Raw genomic sequence first — 18683 nt, forward strand, 5'->3', positions numbered from 1 at the left:
CCGTTTACGTTCCCCCCTTCATCCGGGCTTTTTGCTTGATCAGCAGGTACGCAAAAAACGGAGCGCCGATCATCGCGGTTACCACGCCGAGCGGAATCTCCTTGGGACTCAGCAGCGTTCTGGCCAAGGTGTCCGCCCACAAGACGTATCCGCCGCCGAGAATGGCGGACACCGGCACAAGCAGCCGATAGTCCGGCCCAAACATCAATCGGACCAGATGCGGCACGACCAACCCGACGAATCCGATCACCCCGGATACAGAGACGGCGCCGGCGGTCAATAAAGTGGAGACGATCAGCACTACGGTTTTGGAGCGTTCCACGTTCACCCCGAGGTGGGCGGCCTGACGCTCACCCAAGGCAAACAAGTTCAACGTCCTGCTGTACGCTGCCAAAACGACGGCTCCGATCGCCAAATACGGCAGCAGCACCAGGGAAAAATCCCAGTTGCGCATCGACAAGCTTCCCATCAGCCAAAACAAAATCTCATTGACCACGTTGTTTGACAGCGAAACCATGAAGGAGACGAGCGATCCGAGAAATGCCTGCAGCACGACCCCGGACAGGATCAGCGTCTCCACCCTCATCTTTCCTTGCGAGCTCGCCAGTGAAAAAACGACGAACAGCGTCACCGAACCGGTCACAAACGCGGCGATCGGAACCGTCCACTGGCCGAGGATGGCCTGCAGCCCGAACAGGATGAGGAACGCCGCTCCTACGGATGCCCCGGAAGCAACGCCAAGCGTGTAAGGGTCAGCCAGCGGATTGCGCAGCACGCCTTGAAATCCGCAGCCCGCCAAGGCGAGCGAAGCGCCGACCAGGATCGCCAGGACGACGCGCGACAGCCTCACCTGTGTAATGATCATCTCTTCCGCTGTCGTCCAGGTGGGCTGGATCCACTGATCCGCCAACGGGAGTTGATGCAGGAGGATTTTCCAAACCTGCACCAGCGGCACGCTCGCCGTGCCGACCGAGAGGCTGATACTGGCGGAGAGCAGCAGCAGCACGAGGGCCCCTCCGCCGTACAGGAGAAGTTTTCTCTTCATTTTATTTCACCAGGTCAGGATGGATCGCCTTGGCGATTTCTTTCAGCCCATCGGTCAAACGCGGACCGACGCGGACGACCGGTGATTGCTCAAAAGAGAACATGCGATTGTTCTTCACGGCGTCGATCTGTCCCCAACCGGGACGCTTTTTGATGCCGTCCAGAATCACATCGCCGGCTCCTTCCCCCTCCGGATACAGGATGATTTCAGGATTGGCCTGAATGATGTGCTCGGGATCGATCTCGTACCAACCGCTCTTGTCCCCGCCGACGTTGATCCCGCCGGCTAACGAGATCAGTTCATCCAAAAATTCGCCTTTCCCCACCGTCCAGCCAGGGTTGTACTCGAGATACACTTTCTTTTTCGGCACGTCCTTCACGGCATCGACCACGCTCTGCTTGTCCGCCCGCATTTTTTCCGCCACGTGCTTGGCGTTTTGCTGCAAATTCATGATTTTCCCGACGGTTTCTATTTTTTCGATCACTTGGTCAACCGTTTTCGGGCTGGAAGCGTAGACCTTGATGTCATAAGAGCGCAGCTGCTCGATCGCCTTCTGATTCATGCTGGCGGAAGCGACAACCAGATCGGGCTGCAAGGCGATGACTGCTTCGACATTGGTATTCATATCGCCCACCTTCTCCTTGCTTTTCGCTTCTTCCGGGTAATCGCTGTATTGGTCGACACCTACCACCTTGTCCCCGGCCCCGATCGCAAACAGGATCTCTGTCTCGCTGGGAGCCAGTGTGATCACCCGCTTGGGCTCCTGTTCCAGGGTGATAGACGTATTCGTCCCATCGGTCAATGAAAGCGGATAGGTTGTTTCCGATTCCGGCGCTGTTGTTTCCGGCACAGCTTGCGGGGCAGTGTCAGTGCCGGGTGCCGGTGACTGGTTTGCGGGTGCTGAGCAGCCGAACAAGGTCAGGCTGAGCATCAAACAGATGAACCATAAAACGTTTGCTTGCATAATCTTGCGCATGATTTTCTCTCCCTTTCTCCTCTTCCAACAAGAAAAAGCATTTCTAATCGTGTTAGAAATGCTTTGCTGAACATTCGCCATTGCCTGATCAGATGCTTGGCCGCATACCTATTTCCAAGCGTTGCAAGGGTCGTGCCCGATCTCTAACACCAGCCTAAATCCGCGTAGGTCATCAGTGTCGCTGAAACAGGCAGGTCTCCTGACTTAGAGTCGAGCTTTTGCCGTCTTCCCGGCAGTACCAGTGACATGCTAGCAAAAGCTTACCGATGCGTGTGCCATCGGTGCTCACCACAGTGGCGGGTCCGTGTCGGCTTTTAACCGAACTTCCCAATTAAGCCGAAGCTAAAAATTTAGCGTTCAGCACCTGTTTCCTCCGATATGCGATTGTACAAGTAACTATATCACTCCGGCACCCACTTGTCTATGCCGGCTGGCAGCGGACGCAGCCGACCTTCACGGCGATCCGCCGTCTATTTCACTTGTTTTGACAGGTAATCGGCTAAACCCATGGCGCACACTTCCAAATCGATCTGCAGCACCTGGTAAACCGGATGGTCTTGCGGGACGCTGCGGCCGGTCAGGTGATCCCGCACGCGAGAGAGCAGCGCAGAGGCTATTTCGCCCTCTCCCTTTCCTTGTGCGGAAAGCTGCTTCGCTGTCTCTACGAAGATGGGCAGCCAAATCTTCATCTGACGATAAGCGTCATCGACATCTGTCGTCATTCCGTAGTGGCCAAAGTAGATGCGGTCTACCTGCAGGTCTTTGATCAGATCGATCGAGCGTTCCATCGCTTCCGGCAAAAACTGGTTAGGCGATGTAGAAGGCAGATACAAGGTACAACCTGCGTCTTCCACCTGATGGTAACGTATGCCAAAGGTGTCGCCGGTAAACATGCCGTTGCTCTTCGGATCATAGATGGAAAAGTGATGATTGGCGTGTCCCGGCGTATCGAAAAACTCGAGCGTCCGGTTTGGACCGATCTTCAGCGATTCGCGGTCTGCTTTCACCACGATCCGATCCTCCGCTACCGGAAGGATCGGATCGAACAGACTGTCGAATTTCTCCTTGTACACCGCTCTGGCTCCCTGGATCAGCCGCTCCGGGTTGGCGAGGTGGCGTGCTCCCTTCGGGTGGACAATCACCTGAGCGTCCGGGCACTCCTGCAGCAGCAGTCCCACTCCCCCGGCGTGGTCCAGGTGTATATGCGTCACGATAATGTATCTGATCTCTTCCGGCCGCAGCCCCAGTTCAAGCAGCCCCTTCAAGATGTAAGGAACCGACGGGCTGGCACTCGTCTCGATAATCGTCAGCTCCGGTTCCCGGAGGACATAGGTTCCGGTCCTGCCAGCCAGGCCGAGATCAAACCCGTCAATGAGAAACACATCATTTCCTAGATCAATTGGTTGGTTATCGCTCATCCTTGCCTCACCTCATTCTTCGTCTCTTCGCTCCTGCTCTCCGGTAAATGCCGGCGGCCGCTTTTCCCGAAAGGCCCGGACTCCCTCCAGATAATCTTGCGTAGTGAAGGCCAGTCCCTGTGCCATCGCTTCAGCTTGCAGAACCTGTTCCAACGTCATCTCGCTGCTGCGGTTCAAGATGGACTTGGCCATCCCGATGGCGGCACTGGGACCCTGCGCCAGGGAAGCCGCCATTTCTTCGGCTCTCGGCAAGAGCGCATCTGCCGTCGTCACTTCCAGCACAATCCCGTACGCCTGTGCCTCCCGGGCAGTAATCATCCGGCCGGAGAACATCAGCTCCTTGGCCCGTTGCAGCCCTACCAATCTTGGCAGGAAGAAAATTCCACCGTAATCCGGCACCAATCCTATTTTAGCAAAAACTTGTCCAAATGAAGCATTTTCCGAGGCGATCAGCAAATCACAGGCCAGGGCCAGGTTAAAACCGGCTCCGACTGCATAGCCGTTGACCGCTGCAATGACGGGCTTTTCCAAGGAGACGAGATCGAGCAGCAGCCGATGCGCCTCCTGCATATACCGCCTTGCCTCCGCCCCGCTCGGACTGCTGCCTTGGCTTGCGCCCTGGCCGGGAAATCCCTTGATGTCGCCGCCGGCGCAAAAAGCCGGGCCGCTCCCCGTCACAATCAGGCTGCGAATCCGGGCGTCCGTCCGCACTTCCTCCAGGGAGGCGCGAAATTCGTCTACCAATGCCCGCGACAGGGCGTTTCGGTTGTCGGGGCGGTTGAACGTGATTACCGCTACCCCGCCTTTTCGCTCAAGCAAAACAGATTGACTCTCCATTGTACCCCCTCCATTCGCTGGTTCAGATCATGCCGCGCCTTTTCCAGTCTGTCATCTGTTCCGAGGCGACAGACAAGACAGATCGAAAAACTTCTTCGGTATGTTCACCTGCTGCGGGCGGCGGTGCAAAAGCCATGCCGGACGTGCTCCGCCCCGGATCATAGCCGCCCGCAGAGGTATCCGTCTGAATCAAATCCCCCCATCGCTGTGTGTGCCGTACAAACGCCAAGACTTTTGCCTGCACGTGAGGATGCTGTATGACTTCGCCGATTTCCAGCACGGGAGTCAGGCAGCAATCCACTTTGTGGGAAAACTGCGACCACTCTGCCTGCGTACGGCTTTGAAACAGCTCCTTTACCTGCAAATACACGGGATTCTCTGAAGTCGCCCGGCTCACATGGGCGGCAATCCAGTCTTCCCGTCCCACTCCCCGGCAAAAATTCTGCCAAAATTTTTCCTCCAGCGCTGCCAAACCGACGAATTTTTGGTCTCGGGTCTCGTAGATCCGGTACGAGATCAGCTCCCCTCCCAATTCGGGAACGCCGTCCGTGTATCCAGTCACTTCCCGGATCAGGGTGTGTGTGTTCAAAAGGCCGATCAGCGCATCTGTCAGCGAAATGTCCAGGTATGTTCCCTTTCCGGTCAGCCCTCGCTTGACCAGTGCCGCCAGAATCGCTTCCGAAGCCGCGATCCCCCCGATCAGATCGCCAAATTGGACGCCCGGCTGGACAGGTCTGCCTTCTTCATCCTTCAATTGGGAAAGGAGACCGCTAAGGGCCTGAAAATTGAGATCGTGACCCGCCAGATCGGACAGCGGCCCCGTCTGGCCATATCCTGTCAAGGAACAGTAGACCAGCTCCGGCCGCTCCCGGCTCAGCTCCTCATAACCGATGCCGAGGGCAGCGGCCACTTTTGGACGGAAGCTTTCAATGACGACATCTGCACGGCAGGCTAATTGAAAGGCGAGCTGTCTTCCTTCTGTTTCCTTCAGATTGATCGTGACACTTTTTTTGTTGCGGTTGTTCGCCAGGTAGATCAAGCCCGTCCCTTTCGACTGGTCTCCGACCAACCGGGCAGGATCGCCGAAAGGCGGCTGCTCCACCTGTATCACTTCCGCCCCCATGTCAGCCAGCCGCAAAGCGGCGTACGGGCCCGGCAGATAACGCGAAAAGTCGACGACGCGGATTCCGTTCAGCATCGGATATTCCAGCCTCCGTTTCTTTGGACGACACGGCCGTTAACGCCGCAAGACACTCCTTATAGCGCTACTTCAAACTCGCCGATCAGCTTGACTTCGCCCACCTGGTTGCAGGCGCACAATTCGCAGAACAGTCTGTTTCCTCCGTCGGCGGACAGCGGTCTGACAACCCGTCCCGTGACGTTGATCTGCTCTCCCGGCCTGGTCATATCTGCAAAACGCACTTTCAGGCGGCGAAGCTGTTTTCGGGGATACCAGGTGCAGACCGCTTGGCCGGCAAACCCCATGATCAGCATCCCGTGGGCGATGACGCCGCCAAGCCCGGCTTCTTCGCCCACTGGGACGACCGTGTGGATCGGGTTGAAATCGCCTGACGCTCCGGCGTAGCGGACCAACTGGGTATGGGTGATCGCCGGTTTCTTCAGCGCGGGCAGCTCCCCTGCATTTTCGTCCTGGGCCGGCGGGAGCTGGCTGCGACCCGACGCCCGCCCCTCCCTGCTTCCACTGTGCTCGATCACCGCCGAACGCCCCATGCACACCGTTTCGCCATGCTGGTTGACGTACACGGTTTCGATCGTAAATAGCTTCATCGTCCCGCTGCGCCCTGACTTTGCCTTTGCTCCCGTCACTTTTGCCGTTGCCGTGATCTCGTCTCCCGGGTAGATTTCTCCTAGGTATTCGTATTCCTGCTCGCCGTGCAGCACGCGAAGCAAGTCAAGGTCTAGGACCTCGATCTGGGTGAAGAAGTCAGCCCCGCCCCACATGTCGATGACGGTGGGAAACGTCGGCGGGATCGTGACGTCCCTCCACCCCGCTTCTATCGCGCTTCTCTTATCCCGGTAGAGCGGGTTGTCATCGCCGATCGCCCTAGCGAATTCGCGTATCTTTCCCCGCTCGACGATAAAGCGATACGGCTCAAACTCATAGCCGACAAATTTGCTGATATCCGAAGCCATCTACTCCACCTCACAGCCCCAGGTTCTTGGCGATAATCAGTTTCATGATCTCGTTGCTGCCCGCATAAACCGCCGAAACGGGGATGTCACGGTAGCGCCGGGCGATCTCGTACTCCTCCATGTATCCGTAGCCGCCGTGAAGCTGCAAGCACTGGACTGCCACGCGCTTGGCCATCTCGGTCGTCCACCACTTGGACATGGAGACCTTCGTGACGATGTCCTCGCCGCCGAGGTGATCGGCGATCAACTGGTCGAGAAACGCCCGCCCCAGTTCAACCTCTGTCGCCATCTCTACGATCTTGAACTGGTTGTGCTGAAACTTGCTCACAGGTTGGCCAAAGGCCTGCCGGTTCTTCGTGTACTCGATCGTCAACCGGAGCATTTCCTCTGCAGCCGCCTGGGCGGCGATGGCGACGACCAGCCGCTCCTGCTGCAGCTTTTCCATCATGTAGCGAAAGCCCTGCCCCTCCGCTCCCAGCAGATTTACCGCCGGCACGCGGCAGTCTTCAAAGATGAGCTCCGCCGTGTCCTGGGCGTGCAGCCCGATCTTATCCAGCTTTCGACCGCGCGAAAAGCCGGGCGCATCCCGTTCGACCATAAGCAGGCTGATCCCCTTGTGAGGCGGCACGGCATGCGGGTCGGTCTTGCAGGCCACCATGACGAGGTCTGCCTGGATGCCGTTGGTGATAAAGGTTTTTTGTCCATTGAGGATGTAGTGGTCTCCCTGTTTGACCGCTGTCGTCCGAATGCTGGCCAGATCCGACCCCGCCCCCGGCTCCGTCATCGCAATCGCTGTGATGATATCGCCGCTGACGCAGCCGGGCAGCCAGCGCTGTTTCTGTTCTTCCGAGCCGTAGGCCACCAGATAGGGTACGACGATGTCACTGTGCAGCGGAATGCCGATGAGACTGGAGCCAACCCGTTCCAATTCTTGGATGATGACGACCGAGTAGGCCCAATCGGCTCCAACACCACCGTACTTCTCTTCGACGGTTGGACAGAGGAATCCCTCTCCACCCATTTTCTTCCAAAAAATTCGCGGTATCAAGCGTTCCTGCTCCCACTGGCTGTAGCAGGGAACGGCTTCCTTCGCCAGGAATTTTTGCAGGGCCGAACGGAACATGCGATGCTCTTCTTGCAGGTAATGCTGAGCCATTCTCCCAATCCCCCTGTTAAAAAGATAGAGTCTGAAACGATATGTACCGGCAGCAGATGGGCTGTGTCCTCCTCAAGAAAAGTCGTAGGCGTAGGAGACTCGGTACAGCTCCACGATTTCCTGATGAGTCGGCACTCTGGGATTGTTGCCCGGACTGCCGCTGTCCAGCGCATCCTGGGCCATTTTGGCAAGCGACCGCTGGAAGGCTGCTTCGTCAATGCCCCAGATCTGCATATTGGGAATATTCAGATCAAGGCACAGCCGTTTTATCTGTGCGATCAGGCTGTCAGCCAGTTCACTGTCGCTGAGCCCCGCCCCGTCGGGGAGGATATGCCTGCCGATCGCGGCCAGACGCTCCGCTGCGCTCTCTCTGGTAAATTCCAGCACAGCTGGCAGCAGCATCGCATTGGAGACGCCGTGCGGCACGTGGAACAAGGCTCCTATCGGCCTTGACATCCCGTGCACAAGCGTAACGGAAGCGTTGGAAAAAGCGGCTCCCGCCAGCATGGCGGCAAGCGCCATATGGCTTCTCGCTTCGATATCGTCCCCCTGCCGATACGCTTGCAGCAAGTTTCCGGCGATCAGCTCAATCGCCCGAAACGCCATCATGTCGGTCACCGGCTGGGCGCGCCGGGAGATGTACGCTTCCACAGCGTGGCAGAGCGCGTCAACCCCGGTAGCCGCCGTTACGGACGGCGGACAGGATACCGTGAGCAGCGGATCGACAATCGCCGCCGCCGGAAGCAGCTCGGGCTGGGACAGCATCATCTTAACATCATTTGCCGTGTCGATGATCACGGTCACCTTAGTCATCTCCGATCCGGTACCCGCCGTAGTCGGAATAGCAACCAGCGGCAGCGGCTTTTGCTGGAATCTTTTTTTATTTCCGACATATTCGCGGATGTGTCCGCCATTGCTCATCAGCACGGCGACTGCCTTGGCTGCGTCGATGGCGCTGCCTCCGCCGAGGGCGACGATCACATCGCACGCTTCGCCCGTACAGATTTCTAACGCTTCCTGGACGTGTAGATCCGTCGGCTCCGTATTCACTCCCGTGTAGCTGGCATGCGAAAGTCCTGCTCGCTCCAAATAGTTCCGGCAAAGTGATACATGGCCGATTTGTTCCATGACGGGATCGCTGATGATCATCGCCTTGCTTCCAAGCGACGCTGCCTGTCTGCCAACCCCGGCAAACGAATTGGTCCCGTACAAAATATTTTGCGGCATGAGTATCTGATGGATGTTTGACATCATCGGACTGCACCCCCGTGTTCCTATCTTTCCTATTTTATAGATATTTCTCTTCGGATGGGGGGATACCTGCTTTTTCCTGGCGGCGGGATGCCTATCTGTTGACATCGAATTTACCTGTGGGTACACCAAATAAGCTGACACCCCTAGACGGGCATCAGCTTACGGCCTGAGGACACAGGTCTTGTACCTTGACACTTATAGCGCTAAGAAGACTTTTTGGGTGGTTCCGGTTGGTACATCATAAACATGCTGGTTGTTCCAATGTTCATCATAGCAACTACGGCTAGCACTTTTGCCGTGGTTTGGAACAATGGTTTGGTTAGAAACTTTACCATTTTACCTCGCCTCCTTTTGGTTTAGGACTAAGCAAAATATCCCATGAGCCAATAAATTTGTGGCCCACTGGTGTCAAAGTAAAAGCTTGCCAGAGAAGTGCAGTCGCCATCGTCCAGCCCATAAAGTTCTTGGGGCCAACAATGATGGAGACAATTGATAGAGCAACAACAGCAAGTAAGGTGCAGCGGCGAAAGGTCAACTCGCTTGCCTTGTTCTCAAATGGCTTATTCGGGGGAGCTTGCGGTGCATAGCGCCAATACAAATACAGGGAGAGCAAAATCACGCCGTATAAAACGATCGACGGCAATACACTGAGCCACGGCTGCATCAGCTTAACCGCGGAACCCAAGGCGGCAAGTACGACGATACTCGTAATCAGGCACCGGTAATAGGCGGAACAATGCGCACCGCCAGACAAGATACGAACAAGGCCGGTGACGATCAGCAGAACGGTCACCTCATATGTGATATGCAGAAAAGCCGCTACGGAAAAAAGAAGCGTTAATTTCACAACACTTCCTAGCAAAATCTCGGCGCCATAGGATAACATTTCAGCTTGTTCGAGTCTGGAAGCCTTTTGTGCCACATATGATCCAACTGCTTGTCCCATTTTATGAATGGAGATTTCGAACATCGTTTCACCTCCGTTATCCTGGCAGGACTTGTTTCTTGATGTGCTTGTATAAGGAACTTTTTTCACAGGAAAAATGGCTCTTGAATATGCTGACGGGTTTGATAGACTTCAACTAAAAATTCATCTTTGATTGGCGACGATTGACACAAAGCTAGATTCCTTCTCTACCCCGTATATTATCAAGATTTATTTCCGCTTCCTATATTCCATGCTCAACCTGTACCTATCGAAGCATGAACCGTAGATTTCTGTGTTCATATCGCCAGTTCTATGGATGAAGCCTGTTGCTCATTTGACTTCTTGTGACAAAAGGCTCACAATGATCGGCTCGTCAAGGAAACATCTTCACTTTCTCTGCCATCAGCCAAATTTTCCCACGGGATATAGATTTCAAATTCCACACCCTGATAATTTTCAGGTTCTTTTAATTTCAAACTGCCTTGATAACGGTCGATGATTTGCCCGATGATAAAAAGCCCCAGACCGCTGTGCTGGTTTGGATCTTTGGTCGTATACCCTGCAGTAGAGAATTTCTTCCAGTCGTCTTGAGAGATGCGGTGGCCATTATTCGATACGTTCAGAGCCAAGCCGAGTTTATTGCTAATAAACGTCAAGTCTACTCTTGGCGAACTGTCGGCTTTTGCAGCATCCAAGGCGTTGTCCAACAAGTTGCCGACCAAGTGGGTGAGATCCTCAGGTGAAAGCGGAAACGTGTTTCCTTCCGTTTTGACCCGCCAATGAAATGCAACCCCGCAGGCCTTTGCTTCCTCCTGTTTTACGCTTAGAATGGCAGCCAGTTCCGGTGGATCCATTTTCAAGAGACTGTCTATGTGCCGAACGGTTTGATACACGTTTTCAATATAAGCTTCTGCCTGGCTATAATGACCTACTTTTAAATATCCATACATCGCGGTAAGGTGATTATAGAAATCATGTCGTTCCACCTGTAATTGCAAATTCAGCTTATGCTTTTCCCGAAAATGGCGCAATTCTGTTTGTAATCGGGCTTCCCGTTCCGCAGCCTTTAGGAGGTAACCAGCGACAAGAATGGTTGCAAGAGCCGAGACCATCAGCACAATGCTGCTAATTTCTACTAAAGTGGCGAGGGTAAAGCTAGGATAAACATCTGAATAATAGACGTAAAAACTGATATTCAACAATGCCAGCATTAATGCTTGTACCAGATACAGGGCAAACAGGCTCATTTGGCTAAGCGTTTGCCTTTTTCCCCTATTTATCACCCCGTTGTTTCCTTCCCTCAGCCGTTCCAAAAAGGGCAGCCGCCATTTTTGTTTCCGAACAAGAAAGGTTACGAATAACAGGAAGAGCAGATGTGGCAGGGAAAACAGGATCCTCAACACAGGGTTGGAAATAATCTCCTCAAGATTCACAGAAAAAAGCCAGGCAAGCAAAGGAACAAAAACGCCCTCTGCCAATCCTAGCACCACACTGGCAAGAATCATGACAGTTGCAGCTGTAAACCAGGAAAGTTGAAAAAAAAGGTTTAGTAGCATGACCATTCCGATTACCTGTAAAAAGCTGTGGATACCAAATACCATTGACACCGAGCGGATAAAATAGGAAAAAAGCGAGGTTAACAGGGAAAGAGCCAAAATAAAGAGCGGTGATCCTTTTTTTCCTACCAGGGTAAGTGCCAAGTAATATAAAACGATGCTTTCTGGTACTGACACTCCTAAAAATGGTATCAATGGCATAAAATCCATCTTCTATTTTCTCCTTTAGACATTGTACTGTGCATAGGACATTAGTTCATGTACACGGTCACGGCTGAGCAGAGCTTTGCCATCATAATTTTTAAATCTGACTTCATAGTAGGAAGAATTAGGATAATGGACGATTCGTTCCAGCAGTTCCGTATTGATGATATAGGACTTGTGAGAGCGAAAAAAACCTGTTCCCAAGTTTTGTTCCAGCTCCTGCAGGGTATGCCGTGTCTTGAATTTTCCATTCACACAAGAGATAAAGGTATGGCGCCCTGCTTTCTCAATGTAAAAGATCTCACTGAGTTTTACAAAAATCCGTTCGTGACCGAGGTTGATGGAGATTCTGGGGGTCTGCAAGCGGGAGGCTGGATGATGTTTCTCGGGTCGTTTTAGGATTTGCTGAATATACCGAACCGTCTGTTTTACCCGATCGGGGTCAATCGGTTTTAATATATAGTCACAAGCATACAGATGAAAAGCCTCGAGGGAATATTCCGGATGAGCGGTGATAAAAACGATAAACATATCCGGCTTGATCTTTCGCAGGTCTTCAGCCAACTCCAGCCCTTTCCTGTCGGGCAATTCGATGTCTAAAAAAGCCAAATCTGGATCTTTTTCATTGACAAGCCTGATGGTGTCCTTGGCATTTTCGGCTGTCCCTGCAATCAGTACATCTGGAAGCTCACTGAGAATGGAACGAAGCAATAGCAAGATTCCCGGCTCATCGTCTGCTATTACGATTTTGATCGGCAACAAATCTACCCCTCCACTGATCATTAAGTATTCTCTTCCATACCCAAAATACCTTTTAACAGTCGACTTTACCGGTTTGCTGGCTGGTGGACTGTTCGTTGCATAAAGCCGCGCAGTTGGTATATAAAAGTTCGCTCAACCGTGATCATTCCGAATCAGCAACCTCACCATCATGCTTTCCATCAATAATTCTACAAGCAAGCTGATCAACAGCACATATACAATCATAATAGCAATATCTAGCAAGTTATTTGCCTTTTCCTCTCTATCTGTATCTTTTTTCATGATGTTCGCAGCTTTCTTTCTGACACATATCAGAACAAAAAGGATCAAACTGACGTAAAAGATTGTCTGGCTGATGTAATACGTTGTACTGTAACCAACATAAAACGGGTCAGCAAACGTAAAGAGGAATATCTTTCCCAGACAAACATAGACGGAGAGGAAGACATAAAAATACATAACAGACAGAATGACCACTCTCCTTCAATCAAACAATTCAACCGATTTCTACCATTCGAAAATAGTATAATAGAAGAAAAATCAAATGAAAACAGCTAAGGAGGAAGGCACGATGAAAGCAGTCGGATTATTTCGTTATTTGCCCGTTGACCATGAGGAGAGTCTGCTCGACCTTGAAGTGGAAAAACCTGTCCCGACAGGCCGCGAGCTATTGGTAAAGGTACATGCTGTCTCGGTCAACCCCGTGGACACGAAGGAACGCTCGCCCAAGGACCGTACGGAAGAGTCTGCGAGGATTCTTGGCTGGGACGCCAGTGGGATCGTGGAAGCGGTTGGAGAGGACTGCCGCCTGTTTCGTCCAGGAGACGCCGTCTATTACGCCGGAGATATTACCCGCCAGGGCTCCAACAGCGAGTATCAGTTGGTCGATGAGCGGATCGTCGGGAAAAAGCCGGCCCGTCTCTCCTTTGCCGAGGCGGCTGCCATGCCGTTGACCACGATTACCGCTTGGGAAGGCTTGTTTGACCGTCTGGGAATTGGGAAAGAGAAAGATGCCGGCAAGAGCATTCTGATCATCAACGGTGCCGGCGGCGTAGGCTCAATCGCGATCCAACTGGCAAAATGGGCCGGACTGACCGTCATCGCGACCGCCTCTCGCCAGGATTCGATTGACTGGTGCCAAAAGCTTGGGGCCGATACGGTGATCGACCATCGGCAGGAACTGCTCCCCCAGCTGCAGGCGGCCGGTTTTCCCGGGGTGCACTACATCTTCTGCTTGAACGATACGAGCGGACATTGGAATAACATGGCAGACAGCATACTGCCCCAAGGGAAGATATGCTCCATCGTCAGGGCGAACCAAATTCCCGATCTGAATGCGCTTATGAACAAGAGTGTCACTTTTGCCTGGGAGCGCATGTTTACCCGATCCATGTTCCAAACAGACGACATGATCAAACAGCATGAGCTGCTGGAGCAAGCGAGCCGCTTGTTCGACGAAGGAATCCTGCAATCGACGATGACAGAGGTCTTGTCGCCGATATGCGCCGAACAGCTTCGAAAGGCACATGCCAAGGTGGAGTCTGGCAAGATGATCGGAAAGCTTGTATTGGAGAATTTTTAGCAAAAAGTCCCATCCCGCCGCACGTCGATTGTGAAACGGGATGGGGCTTTCCATTGCTACCGATCGGGACCAATTCCTACCAGCATGGCCAGCTTGGCAAACAGATATTGCCGGAAAATAGCCATGCCGTACCTTCCCCCGGAAACATCCCCCCTGAAGCCGTGAAATCTCACGCCGCGCGGCTGTCTGACCAGTCCCGTTTGGCGCTCCCTTTGGTTGCGATGCTGACCACAACCATCACGACGACATTGACGATCATAGCGATCACACCGACATTCAAATCCTGTATCGCCTGCGGCAGGGACGGAAACAGCGTGCCTATCGTCGTATTCTGGATCGTGATATAGGTCACGGTCGCAACGCCGGCGATGATCCCGGCTGCCGAACCCTGCTTCGTCACAAAATTGCGCTTCCACAGGCTGAGGACCAGCGATGGGAACAGTTGTGTCACCAGACTGTAGCCCATCAACAGCAGCGTCACGATCGTATTGCCGCCCTGGAAGGTAAAATAGAGCGCGACGAGTCCGACGACCGGTACCAGGATCTTGGCCAGACGGGAAACTTGCGCTTCGGTAGCGGACTTGGCAAACACTTGATAGATGTTTTTCGAAAGCAGCGTCGCGGACGACATTAAAATGATCGATCCGGGAACGATTGCCGTAAGCAGACCTGCCGCTCCGATCACGCCGACAAACCACGGATCAAACGTCTGGATGGAAAGCCTGAGCAGAGAGAGGTCCCCGTCCGCCCCTTTCAGCCCGGGAACTTGCAGGATAGCGGAAAATCCGACAAAAAACACAAACAGGAGCACCAGTCCGTACAGCGGCAAGACAATCGCGTTTTTCCGAAAAACGCTTGCTTTCTTGGCGGAATAGACAGAACCGAAGGTATGGGGCCACATGTAAAAGCCGAGTGCCGTCAAGATGACCGTCGAGACAAACCAGGAGGGGCTAAGCCCTTTGTCAGGCAGGGCCAGAAATCCCGGATGAGCCGCCTCGATCGCGGTAAACATCGGTTGATAGCCGCCGTAGTAGTGGAACGGCAGGTAGATTCCCATAAAGATGACGACAAACAAGATCATGATGTCCTTGACCACCGCTGTCCAGGCGGAACCGTGAATTCCGGAAACCATCACGTAGGCGACGACGGCAATCAGGCCGATCCAGATGGCGGCCGTCGGGGAAATCGAGCCGTAAGACGCTTCCGACACGATAATACCCAGCCCTTTCAACTGCAGCACCAAATACGGGACCATCGCCGCTACGCCGACAAGCGAGACGAGTACGCCCAGGTAAGGGCTCTTATACTTGCTGACGAAAAAGTCGGACTGGGAGACCAGTTTATGTTCTTTGGCATACTTCCAGATCGCCGGGAGCAGCCAGTACGACAAGACGTAAGCCAGCGATCCGTAGGCGATGATGTAAAAAGTGGGACCGCCTTTGCCGTACGCCCAACCGCTGCCGCCAAGAAAAGTAAACGTCGTGTAGATTTCCCCCGCCAACAACAGAAAGACAAACAGTGTTCCAAATCCCCGGCCGCCTACTGTCCACTGCTCCAGGTTCATGTCTTTCCCTTTTCGCGCCAGGATGCCGAGGACGAGCGACAAGGCCAGGAAGGCGAAAATGATCGTCAGAGCGGCATTCACTCCTGATCACCTCCCCGATTGGCGGGGTCCAGCCTGTAGACGATAAACATGATCAGAGATGTCAGCACCGTCCATAAGACGATCCAGAAAAGCAGAAACGGCATGCCCAGGACGTAAGGAGTCACCTTATTGACCAACGTGATGCAGCCCAAAATGCCGATAAACGGTAAGAGTGCGAGTACGTGAATGACTTTCAACGCACTTCCTCCTTTCGTTTTCATTCGGTTTGGTTTCTTCCGTTTGTAAGAAATCCGGCGACAATGCCGATCTTGCCGAACTCCATCGACGCCCAGAGATGTGCCCCGATGACCAGGTCCACGCCATCCATCACCCCGGCGGCGACCATCTCTTCCGCGCCTCCTGGAAACAGCTCCTCGGCATGCTGAAACAAAAAGCGGACTTCTCCTTTGATCTGATCCTTCATCCTCGAGAGGATTTTTGCCGCCGCGAGCAGCATGGAGGTATGCCCGTCGTGGCCGCAGGCGTGCATGACGCCCTGGTTTTTCGAGACGAACGCAAACGTATTCGCTTCCGTGATCGGCAGGGCGTCCATATCTGCCCGCATCGCCAGCACCTTTCCCGGCTGGGCGCCGATCAGGCGAGCCATCACACTCGTCTTGGTGGGACGAGTAACTTCGAGATTGCCAAATGAGTTGAGTGTGTCATAAACAAATTGCGCCGTCTTCTCTTCGTGGAAAGACAGTTCCGGATGCTCATGCAGATAGCACCTCCAAGCGATCACCTGCTCCCTCAGTTGTTCTGCTGCCTGATCCAGAGTAGCTGTCGTCATCTGAAAAACAATCCTATCCAGAAAATGTTTTCTGCTGCCCTACAGCCGCTTGTACTGTTTCATGATGTCGACCAAATCGTCCAGCGGCAGCGCCGTCACGGTTTTGCCGTTCGCTCCTGTCATTGTTTCCGCCTTGCACATTGCATTTAATATCGCTTCCTCCGTGGCCTCGATGACCGCTTCAAACAACGGCGACATGGCGTTGTGAGACAACATTTTCACCGAGCTGGGGACGGCGGGATTGGCCGATTCAATCGAGCGGTTCGCGGTGGAAAAGGCCAGGAAGATATCGCCGCTGCCATTGCCGCCGGTGCCTCCCATGCGTGCGACGCCAAGACCAGCCCGCTGCGCCAAGCGTCTGCACTGCGTCGGGATAACGGGGGCGTTGGTAGCCACGATGATGATGATCGAGCCCATTTCAGCGGGAACCTCACCGGTGAATGCTGTTCCCTTTTCTTTTTGGACGAGTTCCATGCCGACAGGAACGCCATCGACACGCAGCAATTCTTTGCTTCCGTAATTAGCCTGAACGAGAACGCCAACGGTCCAACCCCCTTGAGACTCGGGCAGAACCCGGGAGGATGTGCCGGTTCCGCCTTTGAAGCCATGGCACACCATCCCGGTTCCGCCGCCGACGTTGCCCTCTGCGATCACGCCATCAGAAGCACTTTCAAGCGCTTGCCAGACATGCTCCGGTTTTACGTGGAACCCGTTGATGTCGCTCAAGCCTCCGTCGTATGTCTCCGCAACCACGGGCAGGCTCCACGGTGTGCCTTGCTTGATGTTGCCGTTTTTCACGTCGTATTCGATCAGGGCGTCACGCACAACCCCGACGCTGTGGGTGTTGGTAATCCCGATAGGCGACGTCAACAGCCCTGATTCCACCACCCAAGCAAGCCCGGTCATCTCACCGTTGCCATTGAGCACATGCGGGGCGGCGAACAGCGGATCCGCCCGCAAGTTCCCGTCGTGCGGGAGGATCACAGTGACACCCGTCCGCACCGGACCCCTTCCCTCCACCAACTGGCCTTCTCCGGAAATCAGCGTCGTATAGCCCACTTTTACCCCCGGCACATCGGTAATCGCATTCCATTTGCCGGGATTGAACCGGCCGATTTTGATCCCCAGCTCGCGTACCCGCACCCGACCGGTGATTTTCTTTTGGACCTCGGCACCTGCCGCACTCTCATCCGCCGCCATGGCCGTCCCGAGACCGAATAAGGAACCGGGAACAGCCGCAGTCAGTCCCAGCAACGCCGTCTTCTGCAGAAACTCTCTCCTGCTGACTTCCTTCTCTGCGATCTGTGATTTGATATCCTGCTGCTCATCCTGGTGTGAACCATCTCGTTTCGACATCCGATCCTCACCTTCCCCTGATTAATGAAAGAGTACTTTGTATAACATTATCTGAAAATTTTAAATATAATTCTTCAAATCTTTCCATCATCCTTCCCATTCGTTACTTTTTCTTGCCGTAACTAACCTCCAATCCGCTTCTGGCATCCATTTGTATGCCGTATTGCGGAATCGGGTAGCGTAGTCCATTTTTACTCAACTGTTCCAGCCCTGCCAGCGCCTTGACTAAATGCTCTGGCGACAAGGCCATCAGCAGTTCATCGTCCAATACACCGCCGTAACGCCGTTCGGCAAAGCAGGGTATCGACAAGCTGGGTTTTCCCGTGACGAGGGCCCGCCCCCACGAGTCGGCGCAAGAGGATTCTCCGACGATGCTCCACTCGAATTTTTCGTATTGGGACCATTGCAAACCGTTGATAAATAGAATCATTTGTCCAGGTGTCGCATAGATCAGACAGATGTCGGGCGGGTTTAAACGGCCAGAGGCCAGCGGCGACACCGCCATCGCTTCAAACCTTCCGTACGGCACGGTGGTCATCGCCTGCTGATGGGCTGCCGAATCCCGCTCTCCTTCAAACCACACTCCCGCCATTTCCCTGCCGGACAGCCATTCCTCGTTTCTCGGATGCAGACCGATGACCACGCCGCATTGAGCTGAGACCAGGTCCTCTGCCGTGATGCCCACCGTCCAGCCCAGCCGCGCTGCCTGTGCGACAACCTGGTCTGCCGTGTGGATCGCGTTTGGCCGTCGAATCTTCGGAATCGCCTCCATCTCCTCCTTGGTCGGAAACATTTTCATCCCGATCGGAATGGTTTTCAACCGCAGCAGCTGATACAGTTTGTTCGTGATTTCTTCCCAATGAAACACTTTCGTTTGCCCGTCCATTTTGCCACTCCTTTTTTCAGAAGATTTAAACACTTCTTTTTAAAGGTAGCACTTTGCCCTGCAAAATGAAAGCCGTCCGCTCCCGACATGCGGAAACGAACAGCTTATTTCAAGAATTTACGCTTTTTTTTGAA

General features: G+C 53.8%; 19 protein-coding genes and 1 riboswitch. Of the genes, 1 reads left to right on the forward strand and 18 read right to left on the reverse strand.

Going from position 1 to position 18683, the window contains the following annotated elements:
- Nucleotides 1-4: 4 nt before the first annotated feature.
- From ACI7RC_RS07155 to ACI7RC_RS07215, 13 genes are all read right to left on the reverse strand, one after another.
- A complete protein-coding gene (locus tag ACI7RC_RS07155; protein ID WP_408107550.1) occupies nt 5-1045 on the reverse strand; it encodes a FecCD family ABC transporter permease in 1041 nt (346 codons plus the stop codon).
- A 1-nt stretch (nt 1046) separates the two neighbouring features.
- Nucleotides 1047-2021, reverse strand: coding sequence for an ABC transporter substrate-binding protein (locus ACI7RC_RS07160; protein ID WP_408107551.1), 975 nt, complete (start codon nt 2019-2021; stop codon nt 1047-1049).
- A gap of 172 nt (nt 2022-2193) precedes the next feature.
- Nucleotides 2194-2404, reverse strand: a riboswitch (cobalamin riboswitch).
- 87 nt (nt 2405-2491) lie between these two features.
- The gene (locus ACI7RC_RS07165) at nt 2492-3439 is read right to left on the reverse strand and encodes an MBL fold metallo-hydrolase (RefSeq protein ID WP_408107552.1); all 948 of its coding nucleotides are present in this window, start codon (nt 3437-3439) and stop codon (nt 2492-2494) included.
- 12 nt (nt 3440-3451) lie between these two features.
- Nucleotides 3452-4276, reverse strand: coding sequence for an enoyl-CoA hydratase/isomerase family protein (locus ACI7RC_RS07170; protein ID WP_408107553.1), 825 nt, complete (start codon nt 4274-4276; stop codon nt 3452-3454).
- A 22-nt stretch (nt 4277-4298) separates the two neighbouring features.
- Nucleotides 4299-5474: a CaiB/BaiF CoA transferase family protein gene (locus ACI7RC_RS07175; RefSeq protein WP_408107554.1), complete on the reverse strand. Its 1176-nt coding sequence runs from the start codon at nt 5472-5474 to the stop codon at nt 4299-4301.
- Between the two features lie 59 nt (nt 5475-5533).
- Nucleotides 5534-6430, reverse strand: a complete 897-nt coding sequence (locus tag ACI7RC_RS07180; RefSeq protein ID WP_408107555.1) for an FAS1-like dehydratase domain-containing protein — start codon at nt 6428-6430, stop codon at nt 5534-5536.
- Nucleotides 6431-6440: 10 nt separating this feature from the next.
- Nucleotides 6441-7586 (reverse strand): acyl-CoA dehydrogenase family protein, encoded by a 1146-nt coding sequence (locus ACI7RC_RS07185; protein ID WP_408107556.1) that lies wholly within the window; start codon nt 7584-7586, stop codon nt 6441-6443.
- 72 nt (nt 7587-7658) lie between these two features.
- Nucleotides 7659-8837: an iron-containing alcohol dehydrogenase gene (locus ACI7RC_RS07190; protein ID WP_408107645.1), complete on the reverse strand. Its 1179-nt coding sequence runs from the start codon at nt 8835-8837 to the stop codon at nt 7659-7661.
- A 206-nt stretch (nt 8838-9043) separates the two neighbouring features.
- On the reverse strand, nt 9044-9175 hold the full coding sequence (locus ACI7RC_RS07195) for a cyclic lactone autoinducer peptide (protein WP_408107557.1): 132 nt from the start codon (nt 9173-9175) through the stop codon (nt 9044-9046).
- A complete protein-coding gene (locus ACI7RC_RS07200) occupies nt 9169-9810 on the reverse strand; it encodes an accessory gene regulator ArgB-like protein (protein ID WP_408107558.1) in 642 nt (213 codons plus the stop codon). Before ACI7RC_RS07200 ends, ACI7RC_RS07195 begins: the two co-directional genes overlap by 7 nt.
- Before the next feature lie 314 nt (nt 9811-10124).
- Nucleotides 10125-11534: an ATP-binding protein gene (locus tag ACI7RC_RS07205; RefSeq protein ID WP_408107559.1), complete on the reverse strand. Its 1410-nt coding sequence runs from the start codon at nt 11532-11534 to the stop codon at nt 10125-10127.
- 15 nt (nt 11535-11549) lie between these two features.
- Nucleotides 11550-12290, reverse strand: coding sequence for a LytR/AlgR family response regulator transcription factor (locus ACI7RC_RS07210; RefSeq protein WP_408107560.1), 741 nt, complete (start codon nt 12288-12290; stop codon nt 11550-11552).
- A 132-nt stretch (nt 12291-12422) separates the two neighbouring features.
- Nucleotides 12423-12572, reverse strand: a complete 150-nt coding sequence (locus ACI7RC_RS07215) for a hypothetical protein (protein WP_408107561.1) — start codon at nt 12570-12572, stop codon at nt 12423-12425.
- Between the two features lie 289 nt (nt 12573-12861).
- Between ACI7RC_RS07215 and ACI7RC_RS07220 the strand changes: the two genes are divergently transcribed.
- On the forward strand, nt 12862-13872 hold the full coding sequence (locus tag ACI7RC_RS07220; RefSeq protein ID WP_408107562.1) for a zinc-binding alcohol dehydrogenase family protein: 1011 nt from the start codon (nt 12862-12864) through the stop codon (nt 13870-13872).
- Between the two features lie 169 nt (nt 13873-14041).
- On the opposite strand, the gene ACI7RC_RS07225 is transcribed toward ACI7RC_RS07220, so the two are convergent.
- The 5 genes from ACI7RC_RS07225 to ACI7RC_RS07245 form a co-directional block, all read right to left on the reverse strand.
- Complete coding sequence (locus ACI7RC_RS07225) at nt 14042-15517, reverse strand: sodium:solute symporter family protein (RefSeq protein WP_408107563.1); 1476 nt, start codon at nt 15515-15517, stop codon at nt 14042-14044.
- Nucleotides 15514-15714 carry a DUF3311 domain-containing protein gene (locus tag ACI7RC_RS07230; RefSeq protein WP_408107564.1) on the reverse strand — a complete coding sequence of 67 codons (201 nt, stop codon included), beginning with the start codon at nt 15712-15714 and terminating at the stop codon, nt 15514-15516. Before ACI7RC_RS07230 ends, ACI7RC_RS07225 begins: the two co-directional genes overlap by 4 nt.
- A gap of 20 nt (nt 15715-15734) precedes the next feature.
- A complete protein-coding gene (locus ACI7RC_RS07235; RefSeq protein WP_408107565.1) occupies nt 15735-16307 on the reverse strand; it encodes an amidohydrolase in 573 nt (190 codons plus the stop codon).
- Nucleotides 16308-16346: 39 nt separating this feature from the next.
- The gene (locus tag ACI7RC_RS07240; RefSeq protein WP_408107566.1) at nt 16347-17663 is read right to left on the reverse strand and encodes a DmpA family aminopeptidase; all 1317 of its coding nucleotides are present in this window, start codon (nt 17661-17663) and stop codon (nt 16347-16349) included.
- A 103-nt stretch (nt 17664-17766) separates the two neighbouring features.
- Complete coding sequence (locus ACI7RC_RS07245; RefSeq protein WP_408107567.1) at nt 17767-18549, reverse strand: DUF169 domain-containing protein; 783 nt, start codon at nt 18547-18549, stop codon at nt 17767-17769.
- Nucleotides 18550-18683 lie beyond the last annotated feature (134 nt).

The sequence above is a fragment of the Brevibacillus sp. B_LB10_24 genome (assembly GCF_046036945.1).
Classification (GTDB): Bacteria; Bacillota; Bacilli; order Brevibacillales; family Brevibacillaceae; genus Brevibacillus_C.